Source organism: Burkholderia sp. Ac-20384 (genome assembly GCF_017104605.1).
Lineage (GTDB): Bacteria > Pseudomonadota > Gammaproteobacteria > Burkholderiales > Burkholderiaceae > Burkholderia > Burkholderia lata.
Genome location: NZ_JAAGPE010000072.1, coordinates 15,942 through 37,904 on the forward strand (window position 1 = coordinate 15,942; position 21,963 = coordinate 37,904).

The 21,963-nt window shown below is 66.5% G+C and carries 20 protein-coding genes and 1 pseudogene; 9 read left to right on the plus strand and 12 right to left on the minus strand.

Annotated elements, in window-relative coordinates:
- Positions 1–116 precede the first annotated feature (116 nt).
- The 3 genes from G3O00_RS16395 to G3O00_RS16405 all read left to right on the plus strand — a co-directional run bounded on the left by G3O00_RS16395 (position 117) and on the right by G3O00_RS16405 (position 3,925).
- Positions 117–839, plus strand: coding sequence for a FadR/GntR family transcriptional regulator (locus G3O00_RS16395; RefSeq protein WP_011354963.1), 723 nt, complete (start codon positions 117–119; stop codon positions 837–839).
- A gap of 159 nt (positions 840–998) precedes the next feature.
- Entirely contained in the window at positions 999–2,132 is a 1,134-nt protein-coding gene (locus G3O00_RS16400) for an extracellular solute-binding protein (protein ID WP_206143619.1), read from the plus strand.
- A complete protein-coding gene (locus G3O00_RS16405; protein WP_206143620.1) occupies positions 2,129–3,925 on the plus strand; it encodes a GGDEF domain-containing protein in 1,797 nt (598 codons plus the stop codon). The genes G3O00_RS16400 and G3O00_RS16405 overlap by 4 nt, the downstream gene beginning before the upstream one ends.
- 99 nt (positions 3,926–4,024) lie before the next feature.
- On the opposite strand, the gene G3O00_RS16410 is transcribed toward G3O00_RS16405, so the two are convergent.
- From G3O00_RS16410 to G3O00_RS16420, 3 genes are all read right to left on the minus strand, one after another.
- Complete coding sequence (locus tag G3O00_RS16410) at positions 4,025–4,324, minus strand: DUF4148 domain-containing protein (RefSeq protein ID WP_011354966.1); 300 nt, start codon at positions 4,322–4,324, stop codon at positions 4,025–4,027.
- A 288-nt stretch (positions 4,325–4,612) separates the two neighbouring features.
- The gene (locus tag G3O00_RS16415; protein WP_027791787.1) at positions 4,613–4,867 is read right to left on the minus strand and encodes a hypothetical protein; all 255 of its coding nucleotides are present in this window, start codon (positions 4,865–4,867) and stop codon (positions 4,613–4,615) included.
- 53 nt (positions 4,868–4,920) lie between these two features.
- A complete protein-coding gene (locus G3O00_RS16420; RefSeq protein ID WP_241025175.1) occupies positions 4,921–6,246 on the minus strand; it encodes a D-serine ammonia-lyase in 1,326 nt (441 codons plus the stop codon).
- A 109-nt stretch (positions 6,247–6,355) separates the two neighbouring features.
- On the opposite strand from G3O00_RS16420, the gene G3O00_RS16425 reads away from it, so the two are divergent.
- Entirely contained in the window at positions 6,356–7,297 is a 942-nt protein-coding gene (locus G3O00_RS16425; protein WP_206143622.1) for a LysR substrate-binding domain-containing protein, read from the plus strand.
- 378 nt (positions 7,298–7,675) lie between these two features.
- Here G3O00_RS16425 and G3O00_RS16430 read toward each other — a convergent pair whose 3' ends face one another.
- Positions 7,676–8,524, minus strand: a complete 849-nt coding sequence (locus G3O00_RS16430) for a sulfite exporter TauE/SafE family protein (protein WP_174929510.1) — start codon at positions 8,522–8,524, stop codon at positions 7,676–7,678.
- A 321-nt stretch (positions 8,525–8,845) separates the two neighbouring features.
- Here G3O00_RS16430 and G3O00_RS16435 point away from each other — a divergent pair, with 321 nt between their 5' ends.
- Positions 8,846–9,742 carry a LysR family transcriptional regulator gene (locus G3O00_RS16435; RefSeq protein WP_206143623.1) on the plus strand — a complete coding sequence of 299 codons (897 nt, stop codon included), beginning with the start codon at positions 8,846–8,848 and terminating at the stop codon, positions 9,740–9,742.
- Positions 9,743–9,865: 123 nt separating this feature from the next.
- Positions 9,866–10,498: a LysE family translocator gene (locus tag G3O00_RS16440; protein WP_041493556.1), complete on the plus strand. Its 633-nt coding sequence runs from the start codon at positions 9,866–9,868 to the stop codon at positions 10,496–10,498.
- A gap of 72 nt (positions 10,499–10,570) precedes the next feature.
- Here G3O00_RS16440 and yddG read toward each other — a convergent pair whose 3' ends face one another.
- The 8 genes from yddG to G3O00_RS16480 all read right to left on the minus strand — a co-directional run bounded on the left by yddG (position 10,571) and on the right by G3O00_RS16480 (position 20,052).
- On the minus strand, positions 10,571–11,515 hold the full coding sequence (yddG, locus tag G3O00_RS16445; protein ID WP_206143624.1) for an aromatic amino acid DMT transporter YddG: 945 nt from the start codon (positions 11,513–11,515) through the stop codon (positions 10,571–10,573).
- Between the two features lie 137 nt (positions 11,516–11,652).
- Positions 11,653–13,155, minus strand: coding sequence for an aldehyde dehydrogenase (locus G3O00_RS16450; protein WP_206143625.1), 1,503 nt, complete (start codon positions 13,153–13,155; stop codon positions 11,653–11,655).
- Positions 13,155–14,063: a dihydrodipicolinate synthase family protein gene (locus G3O00_RS16455; protein ID WP_206143626.1), complete on the minus strand. Its 909-nt coding sequence runs from the start codon at positions 14,061–14,063 to the stop codon at positions 13,155–13,157. The genes G3O00_RS16450 and G3O00_RS16455 overlap by 1 nt, the downstream gene beginning before the upstream one ends.
- An 81-nt stretch (positions 14,064–14,144) precedes the next feature.
- The gene (locus tag G3O00_RS16460) at positions 14,145–15,476 is read right to left on the minus strand and encodes an MFS transporter (RefSeq protein WP_011354977.1); all 1,332 of its coding nucleotides are present in this window, start codon (positions 15,474–15,476) and stop codon (positions 14,145–14,147) included.
- A gap of 134 nt (positions 15,477–15,610) precedes the next feature.
- On the minus strand, positions 15,611–16,930 hold the full coding sequence (locus G3O00_RS16465) for an FAD-binding oxidoreductase (protein ID WP_206143627.1): 1,320 nt from the start codon (positions 16,928–16,930) through the stop codon (positions 15,611–15,613).
- An 85-nt stretch (positions 16,931–17,015) separates the two neighbouring features.
- Positions 17,016–17,747: a GntR family transcriptional regulator gene (locus G3O00_RS16470; RefSeq protein WP_206143628.1), complete on the minus strand. Its 732-nt coding sequence runs from the start codon at positions 17,745–17,747 to the stop codon at positions 17,016–17,018.
- A 234-nt stretch (positions 17,748–17,981) separates the two neighbouring features.
- Positions 17,982–18,263, minus strand: a complete 282-nt coding sequence (locus tag G3O00_RS16475; RefSeq protein ID WP_241025176.1) for a hypothetical protein — start codon at positions 18,261–18,263, stop codon at positions 17,982–17,984.
- A gap of 103 nt (positions 18,264–18,366) precedes the next feature.
- Positions 18,367–20,052, minus strand: coding sequence for a metallophosphoesterase family protein (locus G3O00_RS16480; RefSeq protein WP_206143630.1), 1,686 nt, complete (start codon positions 20,050–20,052; stop codon positions 18,367–18,369).
- Positions 20,053–20,375: 323 nt separating this feature from the next.
- On the opposite strand from G3O00_RS16480, the gene G3O00_RS16485 reads away from it, so the two are divergent.
- From G3O00_RS16485 to G3O00_RS43370, 3 genes and pseudogenes are all read left to right on the plus strand, one after another.
- On the plus strand, positions 20,376–20,675 hold the full coding sequence (locus G3O00_RS16485; protein ID WP_174929500.1) for a YXWGXW repeat-containing protein: 300 nt from the start codon (positions 20,376–20,378) through the stop codon (positions 20,673–20,675).
- 349 nt (positions 20,676–21,024) lie between these two features.
- The gene (locus tag G3O00_RS16490; protein WP_206143631.1) at positions 21,025–21,681 is read left to right on the plus strand and encodes an RNA polymerase sigma factor; all 657 of its coding nucleotides are present in this window, start codon (positions 21,025–21,027) and stop codon (positions 21,679–21,681) included.
- Positions 21,682–21,709: 28 nt separating this feature from the next.
- A pseudogene (locus G3O00_RS43370) lies at positions 21,710–21,910 on the plus strand (sigma factor-like helix-turn-helix DNA-binding protein); the annotation flags it as partial.
- Positions 21,911–21,963: the final 53 nt, after the last annotated feature.

Genomic DNA, 21,963 nt, shown 5'->3' on the forward strand with positions numbered 1-21,963 from the left:
GGGACCGGCATGGATGTGCCGGCTAACACGCCGAACCGGACGCTGACCGGAATTGGTGTACCATTTTGGCGATCCGGCGCCGCGACGGCGCCGGCCAGCCCGTTGCGAGCCTTTCGATGACCGATCTTTCCAGCCTGCCAGCCAGCCGCGATACCGATGCCGCGGACCGCTCCTATATCGGCCTTGCGCGGCAGATTCACGCGATGGTGGCCGCCGGCGCGTTCGAGGCGGGCGCGCGGTTGCCGTCCGAGCGCAGCCTGGCCGACCAGTTCGGCGTGAGCCGTACGCAGGTGCGCGAGGCGATCATCGCGCTCGAGGTGCAGGGGATCGTCGAGGTGCGGATCGGTTCGGGCATCTACGTATCGGCGGCCGACGCCGCGCGGCCGGTGACGTTCGAGGTGCCGCGCGGCCCGGGGCCGATCGAGACGTTGCGCGCACGCGGGCTGATCGAGGCCGAAGTCGCGGCGCTCGCGGCGACCGAACGCAAGGATGCGGATCTCGACCGGCTGTTTTTCTCGCTGACGACGATGCGCGAGCAGATGGACGACAAGCTCGCGTACGACGCGGCCGATCGCCAGTTCCACCTGCGTATCGCGGAATCGACCGGCAACACGGTGCTGCTGCACATGGTCACCGCGATGTGGGACTGCGCGCGCAGCGATCCGCTGTGGGACAAGATCGAGGAGCATTTTCACTCGACCGCGCTGCGCGAGGCGTCGCAGGAAGATCATCAGCGGATCTTCGCGGCGATCATGGCGCGCGATGCAACGGCTGCACGCGAAGCGATGCGTGCACACCTGTCGCGCGTGATCGCAGAATTCACTCAGGCGTGGCGCTGACGCGCATTCCGTCAGAGGAAACGGGCCGGCGTAACGTCACGTTCATGCGGCGGTGACGACAGGCGCGTGCGCCCCTTGTACGGCTTCTTCCAATTGCGCGACCGTAGGTTTTATGGTCTTGTTGCGGGATATCGCATCGACTCGAAAAAGGACAGTCGAATGCAGCCGGGCGATTCACACGGGGACCGATTGATCAGGGGAATCGGCGCACGTATGCGCATACGTGTCGCCGTGCGCCGGCTGCTCATCATTTTGACGGCGGGCTTACTTGCCGCTGTGCTTCCTTCTGCGTTCGCCGCCTCTCCCGAAGCCGTCAACGACAACGTGCTGCGCGTGCTTGCATGGCCCGGCTATGCGGACAGCGATGTCGTCAGCGCGTTCGAGGCGCAATTTCACGTACGCGTCGAAGTGACGTTGGTCGACTCCGACGAAGCACTGTGGACGCGGATGCACAGCGCGGCGCCGCCACCGTACGACGTGCTGGCCGCGAACACGGCCGAGATCCAGCGCTATGCGCACGAACGACTGCTCGCGCCGATCGACCTGTCGCGCATCCCGAACCGGCGGCGGCAGTTGCCGAACTTCCAGCAACTCGCGACGATCGACGGGCTCGTGGAAGAGGGCGTCACGTATGCGATCCCGTTCACGTATTCGTCGATGGGGCTGATCTACGACCGCAAGCAGGTTCCGGCCGCGCCGCGCTCGATGCGGGAGCTGTGGAACCCCCGCTACCGCGGCAAGGTGCTCGACTTCAACAGCGCGCAGCACAATTTTTCGTTCACGGCGCTGGCGCTCGGCTATTCCGATCCGTTTCGCCTGTCGCCCGCGCAGACGCTCGCCGTCGCGCACAAGCTGATCGACCTGCGCCGCAACCTGCTGACGTACTACACGCTTCCCGAAGAGGCGACCGCGTTGTTCGTCCAGCATCGTGCGGCGCTGATGTTCGGCAACTACGGCACGCAACAGGTCGAGCTGCTGCGACGTGCCGGCGCGGACGTCGGCTACGTGATTCCGGATGAAGGCGCGCTCGCATGGCTCGACTGCTGGGCCGTCACACGCGGCGCGCAACATCCGGAGCTCGCGTTCGCCTGGATCAACTACATGCTCGAACCGGCGATCGGCGCGCTGCTGACCGAACGCCAGGGTCTCGCCAATACGCTCGCGCCGCCGCCGGGCCTCGACACCGGCCACCAGCATCTCGTCTGGCTCCAGCCCGTGGAGGACATCGCGCGGCGCGAATCGCTGTGGAGCCGCATCGTGTCGGGCGACCGGCCGGAGCGGTTCGGAAAATGATCCGGCTCGGGCTCACGTCGAAACTGTCGGTGCTGTTCGCCTGCATCGGCGTGATTGCGTCCGGCGCGACCGGCTACTACACGTATCGCGCGAACCGCGCGATGCTCGTGCAGGAAGCGCAGCACAGCCTGCTGATGTCGACGCAACTGCTGGGGCAGCGCTTCACCACGGCGCTGTCCGACGTCGCGGACGATGCGCTCGTGCTCGCGCAGTTGCCGTCGTGTGCGCTGGTCTCGGGCGGCGACAACCGGGATGGCGCGCCACGCGCGCGGCTCGAGCAGGTGTTCTTCAGCTTCATGAGAAATCACCCGGAGTACCTGCAGATCCGGTTGATTGCGAGTGGGGACTTCGGGCTCGAACGCATCCGCGTCGATCGCGACGCACACGGCATCGTCGTATTGCCGGACAGTGCGTTCCAGGAGAAAGGACAGTTTTCCTATGTATTCGATACGCTCGCGACGGCGCCCGGTCATATCTACCTGTCGCCGATCGTGATCAACCACGAGACGGGGTCGCACGCGGCCGAAGGGCTGCCGATCCTGCGCGTGGGCACGCCGGTCGTCGACACGTCGGGCCGGACGGTTGGCGCGCTCGTCGTCGATGTCGAGCTTTCGCGCGTGTTCGAGCGGCTCGAACGCGATTTGCCGGAAGACTATGCGGTGTATCTCGCGAACGAATGGGGCGATTTCCTCGTGCACCCCGATCCGTCGCAGACGTTCGGCTTCGATCGCGGCCGGCGCGTGCTGATGCAGGACCGTTTCGCCGCCACACGCGCGCTGTTCGACAGCGCGCGCGCAAACGTTACCCTCAATGGCCTGACCGATCCCGCTGCGGCATCGGGGCAGATGTTCGCGTTCGCGCGCACGCCGTTCGGGCACGACGAGGGCAACCGCTTCGTCGTGCTCGGAATGGGGCGCCCGCTGGCGGACGTGCTGGCGCCGGCCGGCATGCTCGGCGAACGGATCGTCCGGATGGTGCTCGTGTCGAGCTTGATGGCGGTGATCCTCGCGATCCTGTTCGCGCGTGCGATCACGCGGCCGCTGCAGACGCTCGCACGCGCCGCGACGCACGTGTTCGACGATCCGGTCGCCGAGCAACTGCCGGTCGGGCGTGCCGACGAGATCGGCGTGCTCGCGCGCTGTTTCGACAGCATGCGTGTCGAGATCCGCACGCAGGTCGCGATGCTGCGTGCGAAGCAACTGGAGCTCACGCACCTCGCCGGCCACGATGCGCTGACCGAGCTGCCGAACCGCCTGCTGTTCATGGAGCATCTCGATGCCGCGATCCGGCGTGCGGCCGCGATGCACGAAGGGCTGGCCGTGATGTTCGTCGATCTCGACCGCTTCAAGCAGATCAACGACCAGCACGGGCACTCGGCCGGCGACCGCACGCTCGTCGCGGTCGCCAAGCGGCTGAGCCTCGTGCTGCGCGGCGGCGACATGGTCGCGCGGCTCGGCGGCGACGAATTCATCGTGCTGATTGCGGACGTGCGCTCACCCGCGGTGATCGGCGACGTCGCGTCGCGCATCCAGCTCGTGATGGCGGAGGAACTGGAGTTCGGCGACCGGCGCGTGGCCGTGGGCGCGAGCATCGGCGTCAGCGAGTTTCCGGCGGACGGCGCATCGGCCGAGGAACTGCTAGTCAAGGCCGACGCGGCGATGTACGCGGCGAAGGCGTCCGCCCAGCGCGCGTTCGTGCGCTATCAGGACCTGGTCGGCAACGGGAGTGTTGCCGGCACCGACAGCGGGACGGACGAAGCGGCCGGCCGTCTCGCGTCGGGCGGCAGCCGGTGACGGCCGGCCGCTGATACGCGCGATGCAAACGCAACGAGCCCGTCGCAAGACGGGCTCGTTGCGTTTGCGGACTGCGCGCGAAGGCGCGCAGCGGCGGGCTTAGTGGCCGAAGTAGATCGAGTCGCGCGGGTTTTGCACCTTGACGGCCGGTGCGCCACCCTGGACGGTCGCGGCCGGTTGCGCACCGTAGCCGCTGTTGTCGGCGCCATGCACGCGGGCTTGCGCGGCCTGGATGTCGGCCGGGTAGTACGGGCTCGACTGGCTCGGCTTGTAGCCGGCGCTTTCGAGTTGAACCAGTTCGTTGCGCACTTGGGCGCGGGTCACGGTGCTTTGAGCGAATGCGCCGAACGAGGCGGACAGGGCGACAGCGGCAACGACTGCGGAAACGAGCGATTTCATGATGACCTCCGATGTTTTTGGCTTTCCGCGTTCGACACCATGTCGTAAGCGGTTGATTACATCGTAGGCGCCGGTCGACCTAGGGTAAACGTGAGTTTTAGCGAAAGATCGTTGCAACCTGGGCAATAATTTCGAGATAAACGCCTTCTGTCCCTATTCGACATTGCCGGATGTGCAAGAGAGACGGGGCGGATGCGCGTGGCGCGGATGGCGCGCACGAAGGGGGCGCCCGGCGGCGGGGGCGCGGGCGGAGAGGAGAGGAGGCGGACGGGCTGCGACGCTGCCGGATCAGACGTCGTCGTCGATTTCCTTGCGCTCCCGGCGCTCCTCGTTGCCGCGGCGCGCGCGCAGGCGCTGGCGCGACAGCACGGCGATCACCTGCTGGGTCGGCGCGCCGGACGGGAGTTCGTTGCGGATGCGATCGGGCACCATGGGCAGGCCCGCGCGCTGCCGACGCAGCGCCTTGGCGATTGCCCGGCGGCATTCGTCACCGTGGCAATCCCATTCATCGCGGATTCTCTGGCAATAACGGCATTGTTCCATCGAGACAGTCTAACGCGTCTGCGGGAACGAGGCTGGACGCTGGCCCCGACGCGTCACGTGCCGGCAGCGGCACCGGCGAGCGCTTTCGCATGAGACTGGAAGCGGCGATGTTCCTCCGGCGGCACGAGCGAGCCGCCCGTCGCCCAGATGACGTGCGTCGACTGCCGCAGGTCGATCGCGTGACGATGCACGTAGTCGCGGCCGGCCGGGGACTGCGTCAGCCAGCCGGGACCGCCGACGGCCGCGGCGGCCGACGGCTCGAGTTCCACGCCCGTCGCGTGTTGAACCGCAAGCAACTGCGCGTAGAGCTGCGCGTCGCTGACGGTGAAGACGCCCGACAGCAGGGACGCCATCAGCGGACTGACGAGGTGCGATGCCTGCGCGACGGCCAGGCCGTCGGCTTCGGTCCGGTTGTCGAGTCCCACGTCGTAGACGGATACAGGCTTCCCGAGGCCGGCGGCCAGCTGGACCAGCATGCATGGCGACGCGACGGGTTCGGCGAAGAAGCAATGCACGTGCTCGCCGAACAGCGCCTTGAGGCCATACGCGATGCCGCCCGGCGCGCCGCCGACGCCGCACGGAATATGGACGAAGAGCGGATGCGTCGCGTCCACGCGGCGGCCTGCCTCGGCGAGCTGCGCGGCGAGATGCCGGGCGCTGGCCGCGTAGCCGAGGAACAGCATCAGCGAGCCTTCGTCGTCGACGAAGTGGCTGCGCGGCTGATTGCGTGCCTGCGCGCGACCGGCCGCGACGGCTTGCGCGTAGTCGCCGTCATGTTCGATCACGCGAACGCCGCGTTGTCTCAGGCGCGCCTTCTTCCACGGCTTTGCGTCGGTCGACATGTGAACGACCGACTCGAACCCCAGCGCGGCGGCCATCACGCCGATGCTCAGGCCGAGATTGCCGGTGCTGCCCACGATGACGGTGTGCGCGGCAAACCGTTCGCGTGCGGCGGCCGACGCGAGGATCCGGCGGTCGCCCGCGGGTTCGAGCAACCCGTGTTCGATCGCGATCGACTCCGCGAGCGCGAGCACTTCATGAAAGCCGCCGCGCGCCTTGATCGAGCCGGCGATCGGCAACGCGTCGTCGCGCTTGATGAACCACGCGCCGTGTGTGTCCGCCGGGAGCGACAGCGTGCGCTGCAGGTTGCCTGCCGGCATCAGCGGCGATTCGATTTTTCCCGCGCTTGCCGCGAGTTCGGGAAACAGCTCGGCCATCAACGGCTCGCAGCGCGCCAGCCGCGCTTCGGCCATCGCAATGGCGCCGGGCCCCGGCGCGTCGTGCGGCAACGGGCTGCCGGCATGGGGATTCAGCCACAGTAGCGGGTGGCGGGATTGCAGTCTGGCTAATAGATCGGCGGGCTGGAGTGTGATGGTCATGGATCGGTATCGCATCGAATAAACGAGAGTGCTGGCCGGAATGCTACGATCCGGGAAGCCTGCGCAAAAGCGCCGATTTCTAATGAATGCATTAGCCTGACTTATATCTATGCGACTCGACGGTTCGATCCTGGGTGCGTTGCACTGCTTTGAAACGGCCGGCCGGTTGCTGAGCTTCACGAAGACGGCACAGGCGTTCAACCTGACGCAAAGCGCCGTGAGCCAGCAGATCCGGAACCTGGAGGACCGGCTCGGTTATCCGCTGTTCGTGCGCCAGGCGCGCGGGCTGAAGCTGACCGAGAAGGGCGAGATCTTGCTCGGGACGATGTCGAGCGCGTTCGTCGACATCAATCGCACGCTTCAGGCGCTCGGCGTGTCGGACGCCCCGCTGCAGGTCAGTTGCCTGCCGTCGCTCGCGCTGCAATGGCTGATGCCGCGCTTGTCCGAATTTCACCGGCAACAGCCGAACGTGCCGGTTCGCGTGAAGGCCGAGTTTCAGGTACTGGATCGTCAGGCCATGCAGACCGACGACATCGACGTCGCGTTGCGCTACGACCCGGTGCAATACGATCGGCTGCATGCCGAGGCGATCCTCGACGAAATCCTGTTTCCGGTCGCCACGCCTGCGTATCTGGCGCAGCATCCGGCCTTTGCCAGCGGGGAATCGCTGGACGGCGTCGTCTTGCTGCACGACGCGGCGCCGTGGGGCGGCGCGCCCGAATTCGTGGAGTGGCGCACGTGGCTGGAGGAAGTCCGTCCGGCATGGGCGGCGCATCTTGACGGCCCGCAGTTCAATTTTTCCAGCCTGGCAATCACGGCCGCGCTGAACCATCAGGGTGTCGCGATGGGGCGCGCCGCGCTGGTCCATGACGAGATCGCGAGCGGGCGGCTCGTGGATGTCTTCGGCACGCACGTGCGTGCGCCGGCGCGCTACATGCTGTTGTCACGCAATCCCGACGATCCGCGTACCGCAGTGTTTTCGGACTGGCTCAAGGCCGAGTGCGCGCGCTTCGATGCGGCGCGCTCGCATTTGCTTTCGGGCGGAAGCTGACGCGGGTCGTTGATGTGGCCGGATAGATGAATCGGAGTGCGAAGGAGGCAGGTGACGGAGACGGACGCAAACTACAATTTCCCGTCCGTCTCCATACGGATTGCTTGCGCGTGGACGGGGCTGGCAAGCGTTACTTGAGTTGCCAGATGCCCCAGATGGCGATCAACAGGCCGAGGCCGAATCCGCAGCCGAGCAACACGTAGGTTTCCATTTCATGCCTCTGAAAGTGCGGCAGCGCCGATGTGGGCATCAGCGTGCGAGCAGCAAAGTCGGTGACGTATCGTCCACGCCGTCGGGCAGGTCGATACGCCGGGTCCGCGAATACTACGCTTCGCAGCTTTCAGAACGCATGCGCGATTGATGGATTTGCGCCGTCTCTTAGTGCTTGCCCGTGTGCGCGTTGTCCATCTGGGTAACGTGCGATCCGCCGTGCCGGAACACACCCGATTTCCAGATCATCTGCGATGCCGCGACGAGCACGAACAGCAGTACGACCATCCTGAAGAGGCGGGGCGACATCTTGTCCCGCAGCGGGCGAACGAGCCACATGCCGGCAATGGCCGGCAGGCTGGCCGCCGCCGAGATCGCGAGGTCGGCGCCGCTCGCATGTGCGGCGCCGCTGAACGTCGTGATCAGCGTGACGATCGATACCACGAGGATGATCGCGATCTGCTTCGTGAAGACGCGTCCGGTTGCACCGGACGAAATCAGGTAAGTGGCGAGCAGTGGGCCGGGAACCGACGCGATGCTCTCCATCAGCGCCGCACCGAAGCCGAGCGCGAAGCCGACGGGCTTTTGCCATGCGTCCGGCAGGTTGAGTTTCGGCGCGGCGAGCATCAGCGCCGCCGCCACGATCAGCAGTGCGCCAGACGCCGCTTGCGCGTGGCCCGGATTGAGCGACAGCAGGATCGCCACGCCAACGATATTGCCGATCACGGTGCCCACGATCGGCGCGGCGATCTTGCGTGCCGTCGCCAGCAACTGGCCGCCCTCCAGCGCCTGTGGAATGTTGCCCAGGATGATCGGCATCGACAGCAGCAGCACCGCATGCCGGATCGGCAGGAACTGGCTGAGTATCGGCATCGCGATCAGCGGTACGCCGATGCCGGTGATCCCCTTGGCCATGCCGCCCAGCAGCAGCGCAATGGCGATACCGGCCAGATCGAACGCGCTGAGCCCCTGCAGGCTGGAGACCAGCACACCTTCAGTCAGATTGAAATGCATCATGGAATGGCATGTCGCGGCATATCCGGCAGCGAGCGCGGTCGATGGCGCACGTGGCGGTCGCGTGTGTCTTGCACGCATTTGTTCTGGATTGGCTTGAACCGGAAGTCGATCGCTTGGCGTCGCGCCGTGGTGCGGCCGGGGCCGGAGGCAATCGATATGCGGTTCGAGGATGCATCTTACCTGAGCGTTGCGAAGGACATTCGGCGCCGGCCGCGGTGCGCCACCGGAAGCGTCGGCGTGATCAATTCAAAGGTTCAATATAATTCACGATGGTTTGCCGTCTCATGTACGGTATTCATATCCTTGAACAAGGAGGTGTCGATGACGCTTGCCCAGTTGCAGGCCCTGGCGGCCGTGGTCGAACTCGGCTCGCTCACGGCTGCGGCTGATCGATTGAGCCGCAGTCAATCCGCGATCAGTCATGCATTGACCGAGCTGGAAGACATCACGGAGGTCAAGCTGCTGTGGCGCGACCGGCAGCCGGTCGTCCTGACGGCGGCGGGCGAACGCCTGTGGCCGTACGTCCAGAACGTGGTGCGGGAAGCACAGCTGTTGCGCCAGCAGTTCAGCCTGTCGCGCGGCAAGCTCGAAGGGAAGCTGGTGGTCGCGTCGCTGCCGAGCGTGTCGCTGGCGTTCGTCGTCCCGGCGCTCGAGGCGTTGAAGGAGATGCACCAGGGCGTGTCGGCGGTGCTGCTCGAAGGCACGGACAGCGAAGTCGAAGGGTGGATCGACGACGGCACGGCCGATGTCGGCGTGGTGGCCGGCGCGAAGACGTTCGCGCACAATCTGCCGCTGCTCGACGAGGACTTTGTCGCGGTGGCGGCGGACGGCATGTTCGCCGGCCGCAAGAGCGTGTCGGCGAAGCAATTGTCCGCGACGCCGTTCATTTTCTCGAAAGCAGGATGCGGGCCGGTGATCGCGGATTACTTCGCGCGCAGCGGCGTGCCGCTGCGGGCCGCGTTCAACGTGGTCGAGATGCGTACCATTCTGTCGATGGCCGAGGCGGGCATGGGCGTGTCGATCGTGCCGCGCATCACGCTCACGTACACGCCGTTCGGCGGCCGCGTGATGGAGCTGTCGCCCAGGCTGCATCGCTCGGTGCGGTTGTCGTGGAATACGGCCGGCAACGCGGTCGCAGATGAGTTCGTGCGGCTCGTCGACGCACAACGCGCAAAGGCGGGGAAGGCGATCCACGCACGGGCGAGAAAGGGCCGGTAACGAACGGCCGGTGCGATGAAAAGCGCTCATGAGCGGCTTGCAGTTTATTCATGCCAATGGCGTTCGAGATGCAATACATTGTTCGAACTCGCCCCTGACCGCTTCGCCCCGAAGGAGATTGCCGTGCCGGCCGTGCCTACCTTGCTTGCTTTCGGACTCGTGTCGCTCGGCATGGTGCTGACACCCGGGCCGAACATGATCTACCTGGTGTCACGCTCGATCTGCCAGGGCCGCCGTGCCGGGCTGGTGTCGCTCGGCGGCGTCGCGTCGGGGTTCGTTTTCTACATGGTCTGCGCGGCGCTGGGCATCACCGCGCTGGTGATGGCCGTGCCGTATGCGTACGACGCGCTGCGTTTCGCCGGTGCGCTTTATCTGGCGTACCTGGCATGGCAGGCGCTGAAGCCGGGCGGTCGCTCGGCGTTCCAGGTCCGGCAGTTGCCGCACGACAGCCGCGCCAGGCTCTTCACGATGGGCTTCGTCACGAACCTCGCGAATCCGAAGATCGCAGTGATGTATCTGTCGCTTCTGCCGCAGTTCATTTCGCCGGGGCATGGCAGCGTGCTTGCACAATCACTGGCGCTCGGCTGCGTGCAGATTGCGGTGAGTGTCAGCGTGAATGCGCTGATTGCCTGCATGGCCGGCGGCATTGCGGGCTTTCTGGCAGGGCGGCCGGTCTGGGCGTCGGCTCAACGCTGGTTGATGGGCACGGTGCTGGCCGGGCTGGCCGTGCGTATCGCACTGGAGTCGCGCAGCTAGCGCGCGCGGTTGACGGTTTGCAGGACCACCGGATGCTGTCGAGCGGCGTCGCAACGAAAGCACCGGGCATCGTCAGCCCTGGCAGTTGCCCTGCGTTTCGTTGCCGACGCGAACGGGCGCGGCTTTTTCACGGCGCCGGCTGCGCGTCGCGAGCCAGCACAGGATCGACCCGCCGCAGACCATCAAGGCGCCTTGCCAGAATTCGAGCGACAGCGGTGCATGCAGCAACGTCGCGGCGAGCATGGCGGCGAGCACCGGGGTGAAATACGACGCACCGACGATGACCGTCACGTTGCCGTGCATGATGCCGGTGTTCCAGGCCGCATAGCCGAACCCCAGCGCCGATGCCGCCAGCACGACGTAGATGACCGCGTGCAGGCTGAACGTCATGCCGCCGCCGCCTTCGATCGCGAACTTGATCCAGAGCGCGAGCGCCACCAGCATGAAGAACGGCGTGACGCCGTTCTTGCCGTCGGCGAGGCGCGCCGTCACCGTGCAATAGCCGGCCCAGATCAGCGCGCCGACGAACGCGAGACCGTAGCTCAGCGGATTGTCCGCGACGTTGTGCAGCATACCGGCCGGGTCGAGGCCCTGGTCGCCGCCGAGCACCCGGCAGATTCCGAGCATCGACAGCAGGACGCCGGGCACGACCAGCAGGTTGGCGCGCTGCTTGTTGAACACGATCGCCGCGACCAGCGTAAAGCTCGGCCACAGATAGTTGACCATCGCGACTTCGATCGCCTGCTGGCCGTTGCTTGCATAGCCGATCGACAGCGACAGGCACAGCTCGTATGCGACGAACAGCAGCCCGCCCCAGAGCAGATAGTTTTTCGGGAATTTGCTGAGATCAGGGAAGCCGATCGTCAACAGCAGAAGCGCGGATGCCACGGTATAGATCAGCGCGGCGCCGCCGGTCGCGCCGAGACTTTCGCTCACTCCACGAACGAGGGCGACGACGGAGGCCCACAACAACACCGCGCCGAGCCCGGCGAGCGTTGCCTTATTCTTGCGCTTCATGCTTCCTGCCTGTTTCAACATTCAAATTCGATTTCGGGTGATTCGGTTCCGCCTGCCCGTGCCGCGACGGCAGGCGGAATGATCCGGTTGCTGCCGTCTCGCAGGGCGGCGGCAACCGGCAATGCCAAGCAACCCGCTTACGCGGGATCCACGGGTACGTCGATCCAGATGGTCTTGATCTCGGTGTACTGGTCGTGCGCCCAGACCGACTTGTCACGGCCGCCGAACCCGGACTCCTTGTAACCGCCGAACGGCGTCGTCACGTCGCCTTCGCCGAAGCAGTTGACGGTCACGACACCCGCGCGGATCTCGCGCGACAGCCGGATCGCCTGGTTCAGGCTGCCGGTGTAGACCGAAGCGGCGAGCCCGTAGACCGAGTCGTTGGCCAGCGCGATCGCCTCGGCGATGTCGGTGAACGTCGTGACCGACAGGACCGGGCCGAAGATCTCCTCGCGGAACAGCCGGCTGTGCGGGCTCACGCCGTCCACCACGGTCGGCTCGACGAAGATGCCGCCGTCGGTCTGGCCGCCGAACGCGACGTGCAAGTGCTCCGCACCGGCCTGCTCGAGGTACGAACGCACCTTTTCGAAGTGGGCCTTGCTGACCATCGCGCCGATCCGGTGAGCCGGGTCGAGCGGGTTGCCCATCTTCCATTCGCGCATCTGCGTGCCGATCCGCTGCAGCAGGTCGTCCTTGATGTCGGCATGGACGATCAGCCGCGACGAAGCCGAGCAGTTCTCGCCCATGTTCCAGAACGCGCCGTTGACGATGTGCTGCGCGACCGCGTCGAGATCGGGGGCGTCGGGCAGCACGACCGCCGGATTCTTGCCGCCGCACTCTAGCACGATGCGCTTCAGGTTGGATTCGGCCGCGTATTTGAGGAACTTCCGCCCGGTATCGGTCGACCCGGTGAAGCTCACCATGTCGACGTCCACGTGACGGCCGAGCGGCTCGCCGACTTCCTTGCCGCCGCCCGGCAGCACGTTGAAGACGCCGGCCGGCACGCCGGCTTCGTGCGCGAGCTCTGCGACGCGCAGTGCCGTGAGCGTGGTTTCCTTCGCCGGCTTCACGACGATCGAGCAGCCTGCCGCGAGCGACGGGCCGATCTTCCACGCGAGCATCAGCAGCGGGAAATTCCACGGCAGCACGAGGCCGACGACGCCGATCGGCTCGCGTACGACCAGCGCCAGCGCGTTGCCGCCGACGGGTGCCGTGTTGTCGTAGATCTTGTCGATCAGCTCGGCGTGCCAGCGGATCGTATGAATCGTCTCCGGCACGTCGATGTTCTGGCATTCGCGGATCGGCTTGCCGCTGTCGAGGCTTTCCATCGTCGCGAGTTCGTGCGCGTGCTGCTCGAGCAGGTCGGCAAACTTCAGCAGCACGGCCTTGCGGTGCGACGGCGCAAGCTTGCGCCAGCGACCGTCCTCGAACGCCTGCCTCGCGTTGGCGACCGCGAGGTCGACGTCGGCCGCATTGCATGCGCCAATCTGCGCGAGGACGGCATCGGTGGCCGGATTGACGGTCGAGAAGGTATCGCCGGAACTGGCCGTGCGGAATGCGCCGTCGACGAACGGCTCGGTCGGGAAGCGCAACTCGGCGGCAAGCGCCGCGTATTCGGACGCGCTGAGCAGGTCGGCCATCAGGCGTTGCCTCCGGTGACGGACGCGACTTCACGCTTGATGCCTGCCACGATCGTGGCCAGCGTCTGCTTTTCCTGTTCGTCGAGCGCGCGCAGTGGTGCGCGCACACCGCCCGTGCGCAGGCCCGCGAGTTCGCAGCCGTACTTGATCGACTGGACGAACTTGCCGCCTTCGAGGAAATCCATCAGCGGCATCATCGCGGACATGATCCGGCGGCCCTTGTCGAAGTCCTTCTCGACCGCGCACGCCTGGTACAGCGCGATATGCTCGGCCGGCAGGAAGTTCGAGCCTGCGCATACCCAGCTGCGCGCGCCCCACGCGAAAAACTCCAGCGCCTGGTCGTCCCAGCCGCACGACACGCTGATGTTCGGGAACTCGCGTACCAGCATGTGCAACTGGCCCGTCTGGCCCGAGCTTTCCTTGATCGCGACGATGTTCTTCGACGCGTCGCAGACGGTGCGGAAGAACTCGCGGTCCATCGACACGCTCATCCGGCCCGGGTAGTTGTACAGCATGATCGGCAGGCCGGCCGCGCGATCGATCTCCAGCGCGTGCGCCGCGTTTTCCTGCTGCGTGGGCAGCGCGTAGGGCGGCGAGCCGACCAGGATCGCGTCGGCGCGCACGGCCTTGGCCGCCTTTGCGTATTCGACGGAATCCTCGGTGCGCACCGCGCCGGTGCCGATCACGAGCGGCACGCGCGAGCCGATCACTTCACGCGCCCATGCGCCGAGATCGAAGCGCTCCTGCGCGGTGTGCGCATAGTATTCGCCGGTCGAGCCGCCGATGATGATGCCGTGCACGCCGGCCGCGATCAGCGATTCGATCACGTCGGCGAATGCGGTCTTGTCGATCTGGCCGGCGGCGTTCAGGGGCGTGATGGCCGGGGTGTAGATGCCTTCGAAATTCATGATGTTCTTCCGCGGAAAGGGAAACGGTCGGGTTGACGAATGGTGCGTCGCTGCGCGTGCAGCGGCGCGCCGGTGATGGGATCAGTGGTTGAGCGACGCGGCCTCTTGCAAGCTGAGCGAGCGTGTCTCGGGCGCCAGCGCGAGCGATGCGATCAGCCCGACGAACGAGACGGCTGCTGCTGCGTACATGGTGTTGCCGATACCGACGGTCTGCAGCGCGATCGGCACGAGCCAGGTGCCGACAGCCGCGCCGATGCGTGACAGCGATGCACCCATGCCGACCGCGAATGCGCGGATGTCGGTCGGGAAGATTTCATTCGGGTAGACGAGCTGCAGGACCTGCGCGCCGCCGATCAGCACCGCATACGCACCGAACAGCACGAGGATCAGCACGGCCGAGCCGCCGGAGCAGGCGCCGAGGCCCAGCAGCGCGAGGCCCGACCAGAGGAAGCTGTGGATCACCATCGCGCGGCGGCCGAGTTCGTTGATGATCCACGTCGCGATGATGCAGCCGACCACGAACAGCAACGTGATCGCCACGGAGCCGAACGACTCCCACTTGCCGGTCAGGTGCAGCGCCTCGAGCACGCGCGGCGCGAACGAGTAGACGGCGAACACCGGAATCACGGAGCAGCTCCAGAACACCGATACGAACAGCATTCGCTTGCCGTAGCCCGAGTGCAGCAGCGCCCACAGCGAGATCTTCTTTTCGGTTTGCTCTTCCGGCAGGTTCTTCACCGAGAACGACGGGCCGTAGACTGTCCGGATCACGTCGTCGGCTTCGGCAACGCGTCCCTTGCTGAGCAGCCAGCGCGGCGATTCGGGCGTGCCGATGCGCACGACGAACAGCGCGAGACCGATCACGGCCGGGCTGGCCAGCACCCAGCGCCACGCATCGGGGCCGCCGCTGCCGAGGATGATGTTGCCGACGATATACGCGAGCGCCGCGCCGAAGAACCAGATGATCGTCAGCATCGCGAGGCGCGGCCCGCGATACTTGCGCGGCATGAACTCGACGAGCAGCGAACCGGCGACCGGGTATTCGATGCCCACGCCGATGCCGATCAGGAAACGCAGCACGAACAGCGCTTCGCCCGAGTGAACCCACAGCTGCGCGAGCGAGCAGGCGAAGAAGATCACGGGGCCGAAGAAGTAGGGCTTCTTCCGACCGAGGCGGTCGCTGAGCCAGCCGCCGATGAAGCCGCCGAAGAAGATGCCGATCAGCGCGGACGCGGCGACCATGCCTTGCCAGAAGCCGGTCAGGCCGAGCGCGTCGGAGAACTGCACCATCGCGACGCCGATGATGCTCAGCACGTAGCCGTCCATGAGCCAGCCGCCGCCCGAACGGATCGTGAGCAACTGGTGGAATCCATTGAGCGGAACATCCTCGATGGACATGTGATTCGTTGACATTGCCTGTCTCCTTCCATGAAATGGCGCACGGCATGCCGTCGCGCGATCTATTGATATGGTCTACTAAGCGTGATGCATGAATCGGTATCGGTTGTCCGGTGCTTCCTGACGGGGTTACATGCGTGACGGCCCGGTCAGCTTTCGAGTCCTGCCTTGCGTTGGCCCCACCAGAGGGTCGAGTTGACGCCGAGCGACAGGAACGGCTCGGGCGGGGTACGGTTCGGCCCCGACGTTGCCAGCAGGAAATCGACCAGGTCGCTGCGCTTGCCGGCCAGCCAGTCGGCGAGCAGCGTGCCCGTCACGGTGCCGCGCGTGATGCCGAGGCCGTTGCAGCACAGTGCGCCGTAGACGTTCGGCGCAAGTTGCCCGAAGAATCCCTTGTGGTTCTGCGACAGCGCCAGCGAACCGCTCCACGTGTACTCGAACCCGACGTCCGGCAGCATCGGGAAGCGGCGTTCGAACGACAACCGGTGCCGCTCGGCGAAACGCGGCAGGTACTTCTCGCGCGGACGGCCGTCGGGGTTGAAGCTGAAGCTGTTGCGCACCAGGATGCGGTTGTCGTGCGTGCGGCGCAGCGTGCTGCCGAACGGGTCGGCCGGGATCACGCCCCAGGACGGTTTGCCGCCCAATTGCGCCTGTTCGGCGCCGGTCAGCGGCCGCGTCAGGCTCGCATACAGAAAGACCGGCAGCATCGTGTGCTGCAGGAAGCCGAAGCGCATGCCGAACGCGTTGTTCGCGAGCACCAGCTTGTCGACCGTGATCCGGCCGTTGCGGTGGGCGAGCACGATTTTGTCGCCATACTCGACGTCGGTGATCGGCGTGTGCTCGTACAGCGTCACGTTCGGCGGCAGGCAGTCCGCCAGCCCTTTCACGAGCGCCGACGGCTGGATCAGCACGGTGCCCGGCGTGAACAGCGCCTTCCGGTAGAACGACGTGCCGATATGCGCGGGCAGATCCTTGCCCTCGATCATCTCGTACGGCTGGCCGAGCTTGTCGAGACCGCGGCGGTAGGCGTCGAGCACGGCGATGCCGCGCGCTTCCACGGCCGCCTGGTATTTCCCGGACGCGCTCATCGCGCAATCGATGCCGTGTTCGGCGACGAGCCGGCGCAGGATCGTCTGGCCGAGCACGTTCAGCTTCAGCGTGGTCCTGGCAGTGGGGATGTCGCCGATGTAGTCGTCGGCGCCGATATCGTGCGGCAGGTCGATCGCGAAACCGGCGTTGCGCCCCGACGTGCCGAAGCCGACTTCCTGCGCATCGACCAGGATGATCTCGTCATCCGGGAAATTCAGCGCGAGCTGCCGGGCGGCGGCCAGGCCGGTGAAGCCCGCGCCCACGACGGCCCAGCGCGCGCTGGATTCCCCGCCGTGCGACGGCCTGGGCTGACGCTGCCGGCTGGTGTGGTACCAGCCGCACATCTTGTCGTCGGCTGGAAGCGAAGTGACCTTGTGCATTCCTAAATCCAATATCGGTAAAGAGTCCTGATCGATTGCGTGGGAAGATGGCGCACGTGATAGCGTGCGCCGTCTGGTGCGGCCGTTAAAACTGGATGGGTACGTCCAGGCCTTCCGGGATCACGTACTCGGCCATGCGGCGGCGCGACAGCTCCATATGGCTGCGGACCAGCTCGCCGGCGCGCTGCGCGTCGCGCTGCGCAATCGCTTCGATGATCTCGTCGTGCTGCGTGACTGCCGTTTCCAGGTCGTGCTGCATGTCGCTCGTTGCCGGCGAGCGATAGAAAATCTTGCCGAGGCGGGCGTGATCGATCAGCACGCGGCGCAGGCTCGGCATCAGGTAGGTGTTGCGCGCGATCCTGCCGATCTCGAAGTGGAACGCATCGTTCTGCAGCACGCGTGCCTGCAGGTCGTTCTCCTCGATCGCGGTGCGAAACTGCGCCTGGATCGCCTTCAGCCGTTCCACTTCTTCCGCCGTCGCGTGGCTTGCTGCCAACTGGGTCGTCGCGACGTAGATCAGCGGCGCGGCCAGGAAAAAGCTGCGCAGCGACTGATAACCCATCGGCGACACGCGGGCCGGCCGGTTCGGCTCGAGCTCAAGATAGCCTTCCGCCGCCATCTGGCGCATCAGTTCGCGCACCGGCGGGCGGGAGAGTCCGAATTCCTCGCTGAGCGCGAGCTCGTCGACCACGGCGCCGGGCGCGAGCTCCATGCTCACGATGCGGCGCCGCAGTGTCTCCGCCATTACGTTCTTGCGATCCGCCGAGCCGCCGGATTCGGCATCCGGTGAGGCGGTCTGAAGCTTCTGTCTGGACATGATTTCATTGTCTACAAACTGTAGACACAGTTTAGGTTGAGAATAGACCAAGCAAAAATAAGGGTTTACACCTTAACTCGTCGCGCGGGCGAGGCTGGCGCGGGCGCGGGTTGGCGTGCCCGGACATGCGTAGCTTAAAGGGACGAAGCCGGGGAGGCCGAGCGGCGGGCGTTGGCGGGGTGTCGGCGCCGCGTGTGCGGCCGGTTCAGACGAACCGGCGAAAGGGGCAGCCGGTCATGCGTCGTCGATGTGCCACGTCGCGCCGATTGCGGACAACGCGCGGCCGATCGAGTCGAGCATCGCGTCTCGCGACCGCCCGAGTGTCGTGGCCAGGAAGAAGCCGTCGTCGTCGGTCCACAGGTTGACCAGCGGCCAGCCGTCGGCGTCGCCACGGACTTCGAGCTGTCGTCGGTCGGGATCGATGTCGACGTCGTCATGCGCTTGCCGCAACGCATTCGCGATGGCATCGAATGCGCCGGCCGACGGGATCGTGTGGATGCGGTATTCGAAACTCATCTGCATGGGCCGGTGGGCGAGGCTGGCAGTCTAACGCGTGTCAAGCCGCAACGGCCCGCAACGGCACTGCATCGGGCGCCCGTCGCAACGGGCGCCCGCCCGGTCACCGTTCGTTGCGCTTCTTGCTCAGTTCGATCGTCTCGAACAGCTCGTAGTCGGCGGTCGGGTGCTGGTCGGCGCCCGGCGCGTGGTAGTAGCGCATCGTGATCGTCGTGTGTCCGCCCGGCTTGCCCGGGTCGTGATCGAACACGGCGATCCCGTAGCCGGTGCCCGTATCACGGCGCGCGGACCAGATCGCATCCTCGAGCGCATCGGCCGGCTCGCGCACGAACGTGTTCGGCGCCGTGCCCGGCACCGGCCGGTTCGGCTTCGTGAACACCTTCGCCCGCGCAAAGCCGGTCGCCGGGTTCTCGCCGTACACGTCGAGCGGCGCGCTGGTGCCGCCGCCGCCGAGGATCAGGTGGATCGTGCCGTGGCTCGTGTCGAACTTCGTGCGGTCCGGGTCGTTCGAGCCGACCGGACGCGGCTGCAGCGTCTCGACGACTTCGCCGGTCGTCGCGTCGACGCCCGCGTGGTGATTGCAGCCGCGCACCGGGTAGCTGCGCTCGTAGTCGTGATCGTGGCCGCACAGTACGAGGTCGACGCCGTAACGGTCGAACAGCGGCAGCCATGCTTCGCGAATGCCCTTGTCCGAACCGTTGCCCGTCTTCGACGAACTGAGCGCGTCCTGGTGCATCTGCACGACGATCCAGTCGATGTCGTCGTCATGCGCGGCATGGCGCAGCGTGTGTTCGAGCCAGCGCGTCTGCTCGCCGTTGCTGTAGCCGCGCACGTAGAACGACGTGCCGGGCTCGATCGGCGGGCGGCCCGTGCTCGCGGCCGGCACGAGCGGCGCGGGGCCGCCGACGAACGCGGCGGCGTCCTGGTACACCACATCGTCCGCATCGAGCGACACGAACAGTACCGAGCTCACGCGGAAGCTGTACCAGCGGCCCTGGAAGCGCGTGCCGTTTTCCGGCAGCGTATAGCGGGCGAGATACGAGTCGAGCCCCTGCGGGCCGTTGTTGAACTCGATCTCGTGATTGCCGGGGCACGGCATCCACGGGCGATTCGCGGCCGACGTCTGGTTGTTGTTGCCGAAATCGCGCCACACCTCGGGCTGGTGCGCGGGGTTCAGGTTCGCATAGCAGAGGTCGCCGTTCAGCAGGTGGAACAGCGGCTGGAACTGCTCGACGGCCTGCACCGCGAAGCGGCTCTGCGGCGACGACAGCACCCACGCGCCGTTCGGCGTCGCGAGATCGCCGTAGCTCGTGAAGCGGAACGGCGCGCGGCCGCGCGGCGCGGTCGAGAAATTCGCGGAGAACGGCTGCGCGGCGTTGCTGTCGTTGTCGGCCGTGATCTCGTAGCGGTAGCGCGTATTCGGTTTCAGCCCGTGCACGCGTGCGTGGTACGCGAACACCGTCTCGCCGTTCAGGCCGTCGGTGTACAGGCGCTGGACGCCGTGCACGGTGCGCGCCGGCTCGCCGTCGGCGACGATGCGCGCGCGCGGATTGACGGCCGACGCGAGCGAGGCCCACGAGATCACGACTTCCGACGTCGGGTCGTTGCCCCACGTCAGGTGGACCTGTTCGGGCGTGCCGTCCGGGTTCGACGCGGCGGCCCTGGCTGCCGCGAGGCCACCGGCGGCGGTGGCGAGGCCGGATACGCCGGCGAGTTTCAGGAAGCCGCGACGCGAGACGGACGCGGCCGGCTCGTTCGGCTGGATCGGGGAGTTGTCCTGGTTCGACATGGTCGGTGTTTTCGTTGGTGGAGACGCGAGATGTGGAACCGCCTGGCCGTGTGCAAGGCGTGGCCGGGGCGTGAGCCGGAAACGAGCGGGATCCCGGTGCCGAACATTGTCGAAGGGCAGTTTTGCCGGGTTGTGACAGCAGTGCAACCCCGCGCAAGCGTTGGCCCATACGCGAACTCGTGGGTCGCGGCATCCGGTCCGCGCCACACGCGTGCGATTCCGTCGAAATTTATTTGCAGACCTCGCGACGGATTCCGTTCGCCCGCGCCGTTTAACGCATGAACGGCCGCTTCCGGTCGATACCCGCTACCTCGGAGTCTTTCATGAAGCTTTCCACCTCATTGCGGTTTGCCGCGGCATGCGTGGCCGCGCTCGCTGCGTCCGCTGCGTTCGCGCAGGCCGTCATCGTCGCGCCGTACGCGCCGCCGGCGCCTCGCGTCGAAGTGATGCCGGCGCCGCGCGCGGGCTACGTGTGGGACCAGGGCCACTGGCACTGGCGGCAGGGCCGCTACGTGTGGATTCCGGGCCACTGGCAAGTGGTTCGCGTCGGCTATCACTGGGTGCCGGGCCACTGGGCCGCACGCGGCCCGGCCTGGCGCTGGGTTCCGGGTCACTGGGCCTGATGCGCGTGCCGCCGCACGGCACGCGGTGCCGGCGCGGCGGCGTTTTCCTGCAACGTCATGAGGCGCAGCCATGCCCTTTCGAACCGTGGTGATACTCGCGGCCGCCGCCATCGTGCTGGCCGGCTGTGTCGTGGTGCCGGCGCGTCCGGCCTATTACCGGCCCGCGCCGGTCGTCGTATATTGAGCACGCCGGCCGCCGCTGACGCGACCGCGCGGCCGGCACCCGATCGACACGATCGCCATGCAGCCTGAAACGGATGCCGATGAAACGGACCTTGCCGAGGCCGTGTGCGATGCGCGCGGCGATCCCGAACCGCCAGTGTGGCGGGGCCGGGTAATGGCGCGGCGCATGCAAGGAGAGCACGACGATGAGCTTCAGTCCGCCGGCGGGCGCATCAACGATCGCGCCGCGGCACAGACGCGCGATGCGCTGGAGCGCACGGCGTTGAGCGACGGCGATCCGGACGCGGCGCTGGTCGCACGGGTCGGCGCGCGCGACGCGTCGGCCGTGCGCATGCTCGTCGCGCGCAAGCTGCCGCGGCTGCTCGCACTCGCGACACGCATGCTCGGCGATCGCACGGAAGCCGAGGACGTCGCACAGGAGACGTTCTTGCGGATCTGGAAACAGGCGCCGGGCTGGCGCGAAGGCGAGGCACGGTTCGACACGTGGCTGCATCGCGTCGTGCTGAATCTGTGCTACGACCGCTTGCGCGGCCGCCGCGAGGAACCGGTCGACGTGTTGCCCGACGTACCCGATCCACAACCGGAGCCGGCCACCCGTGCGGAGATCCGCTCGCGCGACGCGCGCGTGCGGCAGGCGCTCGCGGCGTTGCCCGCGCGGCAGCGCGAAGCGCTCGTGCTCCAGTACTATCAGGAAATGTCGAACGTGGAGGCGGCCAACCTGATGGGCATTACCGTCGACGCGCTGGAAAGCCTGCTCGCGCGTGCGCGGCGAAACTTGCGCGCGCAACTGGCCGGCGACTCACCTAGCGAGGACATCCGATGACACCCGAACGATTTCGTACCATCGTCGCCGCGTACGGCTCGGATGCGCGGCGCTGGCCGACGGGCAGCGGGAAGCGCTCGTGCTCGAGTACTCTCAGGAAAGGTCGAACGGGGAGGCGGCAAACCTGCTGGGCATTACCGTCGACGCGCTGGAAGGCCTGCTCGCGCGTGCGCGGCGAAACTTGCGCGCGCAACTGGCCGGCGACTCACCTAGCGAGGACATCCGATGACACCCGAACGATTTCGTACCATCGTCGCCGCGTACGGCTCGGATGCGCGGCGC

Excerpts from the sequence above, each read along its gene's own strand:
- G3O00_RS16425 (WP_206143622.1), top strand. The coding sequence starts at position 6,356 with ATGCGACTCGACGGTTCGATCCTGGGTGCGTTGCACTGCTTTGAAACG.
- G3O00_RS16395 (WP_011354963.1), top strand. The coding sequence starts at position 117 with ATGACCGATCTTTCCAGCCTGCCAGCCAGCCGCGATACCGATGCCGCG.
- G3O00_RS16475 (WP_241025176.1), bottom strand. The coding sequence starts at position 18,263 with ATGAGTTTCGAATACCGCATCCACACGATCCCGTCGGCCGGCGCATTC.
- G3O00_RS16480 (WP_206143630.1), bottom strand. The coding sequence starts at position 20,052 with ATGTCGAACCAGGACAACTCCCCGATCCAGCCGAACGAGCCGGCCGCG.
- G3O00_RS16460 (WP_011354977.1), bottom strand. The coding sequence starts at position 15,476 with ATGTCAACGAATCACATGTCCATCGAGGATGTTCCGCTCAATGGATTC.
- G3O00_RS16455 (WP_206143626.1), bottom strand. The coding sequence starts at position 14,063 with ATGAATTTCGAAGGCATCTACACCCCGGCCATCACGCCCCTGAACGCC.
- G3O00_RS16465 (WP_206143627.1), bottom strand. The coding sequence starts at position 16,930 with ATGCACAAGGTCACTTCGCTTCCAGCCGACGACAAGATGTGCGGCTGG.
- G3O00_RS16400 (WP_206143619.1), top strand. The coding sequence starts at position 999 with ATGCAGCCGGGCGATTCACACGGGGACCGATTGATCAGGGGAATCGGC.
- yddG (WP_206143624.1), bottom strand. The coding sequence starts at position 11,515 with ATGAAGCGCAAGAATAAGGCAACGCTCGCCGGGCTCGGCGCGGTGTTG.
- G3O00_RS16435 (WP_206143623.1), top strand. The coding sequence starts at position 8,846 with ATGACGCTTGCCCAGTTGCAGGCCCTGGCGGCCGTGGTCGAACTCGGC.
- G3O00_RS16410 (WP_011354966.1), bottom strand. The coding sequence starts at position 4,324 with ATGAAATCGCTCGTTTCCGCAGTCGTTGCCGCTGTCGCCCTGTCCGCC.
- G3O00_RS16470 (WP_206143628.1), bottom strand. The coding sequence starts at position 17,747 with ATGTCCAGACAGAAGCTTCAGACCGCCTCACCGGATGCCGAATCCGGC.
- G3O00_RS16420 (WP_241025175.1), bottom strand. The coding sequence starts at position 6,246 with ATGACCATCACACTCCAGCCCGCCGATCTATTAGCCAGACTGCAATCC.
- G3O00_RS16405 (WP_206143620.1), top strand. The coding sequence starts at position 2,129 with ATGATCCGGCTCGGGCTCACGTCGAAACTGTCGGTGCTGTTCGCCTGC.
- G3O00_RS16450 (WP_206143625.1), bottom strand. The coding sequence starts at position 13,155 with ATGGCCGACCTGCTCAGCGCGTCCGAATACGCGGCGCTTGCCGCCGAG.
- G3O00_RS16415 (WP_027791787.1), bottom strand. The coding sequence starts at position 4,867 with ATGGAACAATGCCGTTATTGCCAGAGAATCCGCGATGAATGGGATTGC.
- G3O00_RS16490 (WP_206143631.1), top strand. The coding sequence starts at position 21,025 with ATGCAAGGAGAGCACGACGATGAGCTTCAGTCCGCCGGCGGGCGCATC.
- G3O00_RS16485 (WP_174929500.1), top strand. The coding sequence starts at position 20,376 with ATGAAGCTTTCCACCTCATTGCGGTTTGCCGCGGCATGCGTGGCCGCG.
- G3O00_RS16430 (WP_174929510.1), bottom strand. The coding sequence starts at position 8,524 with ATGATGCATTTCAATCTGACTGAAGGTGTGCTGGTCTCCAGCCTGCAG.